Source organism: Methylobacterium sp. WL18 (assembly GCF_008040015.1).
In the GTDB taxonomy this organism is placed as follows: Bacteria; Pseudomonadota; Alphaproteobacteria; order Rhizobiales; family Beijerinckiaceae; genus Methylobacterium; species Methylobacterium mesophilicum.
The window spans coordinates 1-1,536 of the sequence record NZ_VRVD01000878.1 but is presented as its reverse complement, the minus strand read 5'-3'; the positions used below and the strand labels follow the sequence as shown (position 1 = coordinate 1,536).

Here is a 1,536-nt window from a genome sequence, read left to right as displayed (position 1 = left end):
GTTCAGATCCGAGAGGCGGATGCGGGTCGTCGCGAGCGCCGTGCGCGGGCCGACCACGACCCGGGCGGTGTCCGGCTCCAGGCGCACGACGTAGAGCGGCTCGGAGCCGGACAGGCCGAGGCCCCGGCGCTGGCCGACGGTGTAATGGACGATGCCCTCGTGCTGCCCGAGCACGTGGCCCCCGAGATCGACGATCTCGCCGGGTCGGGCCGCGTCCGGGCGCAGGCGGGCGATCACGTCGCTGTAGCGGCCCTGGGGCACGAAGCAGATGTCCTGGCTGTCGGGCTTCTCCGCCAGCGACAAACCGAGGTCCTTGGCCAGCGCCCGGGTCTCGGCCTTAGACATCTCGCCCAAGGGAAAACGCAGGTATGCGAGCTGCTCGGCCGTGGTCGCGTAGAGGAAATAGCTCTGGTCCCGGGCCGGATCGAGGGCGCGGTGCAGCGCCCGGCCGCCCCCCGGCAGGGCCCGGCTCGCCACGTAATGCCCGGTGGCCAGGGCGTCGGCGTTCAGGTCCCGGGCCAGCCCGAGCAGATCGCGGAACTTCACGGTGCGATTGCACTCGACGCACGGAATCGGGGTCTCGCCCGCGAGGTAGCTCTCGGCGAATTTCTCGATCACCGCGTCGCGGAACCGGTCCTCGTAGTCGAGGACGTAATGCGGGATGCCGAGATGCTCGGCGGCCGCGCGGGCGTCGTTGATGTCCTGGCCGGCGCAGCAGGCGCCCTTGCGATGGGTCGCGGCGCCGTGGTCGTAGAGCTGGAGCGTGACCCCGACCACGTCGAAGCCCTGCCGCTTCAGCAGCCCCGCAACCACGGAGGAATCGACGCCGCCCGACATGGCGACGACGACGCGCGTCTCGTGGGCTGGCTTGGGAAGGTCGAGGGCGTTCATCGCAGGGGTCCGCCGCCGCCGGCTGGAAGGCGTCTCGGCTGCACGGCCTGTCTATAGCGGGAGTCCGATCGGCTTTCCAGGGCGGGGTTTTTTGGCGGCGGTGAGCGGTTTGCGCAGGCGTGGGATCAATCCCGGAAACAAGCGCCGGTTTGAAGGACGTCCGATCCGGGCATGACACGCACCCTCCCTCGCCCGCAGAGCTGCGATGTTCACACATCGGTTTGCGAAAGCCGCCACGCGCCCCCTCTCCCGTGCGGGCTCGCAGATTCACACATTGGGGTCGGCAGGATACGCTGGAGACACCGCGGCCTGCCTGACCCAGCAACCGAGTGCCCCCACCCGGCAAATGCTGCCGGTCGCGCGGCAGCTTCGGACCCGGACGATATCCGGCATCCGAAAGCGGCACGACAAAATCCTTTATCGATCAGTTAGTTATCCAATCGCCCCAATGGCCTGGCCCTTGCTCGATCCCGATCGAGAGGAGCCCAGCATGGCGAGCGGTGCAACGGATCGGTTGGATGTCACCGGGTGGATCCCGTCCGCCCGTTCTTCGACCACGCCGCGATCGGGCTGGGATGCGGCCGGCGTCGCCGCCCGGGCCGGCGACTCGTCGCAGGATCGGTTCGGCGCGGCTCTGAGCGCGGT

General features: G+C 69.3%; 1 protein-coding gene. It reads right to left on the bottom strand.

The window, feature by feature from the left end:
* On the bottom strand, nucleotides 1-891 hold an 891-nt coding region (gene mnmA / locus FV228_RS29255; RefSeq protein ID WP_147857661.1), incomplete at its 3' end, for a tRNA 2-thiouridine(34) synthase MnmA.
* Between the last annotated feature and the right edge of the window lie 645 nt (nucleotides 892-1,536).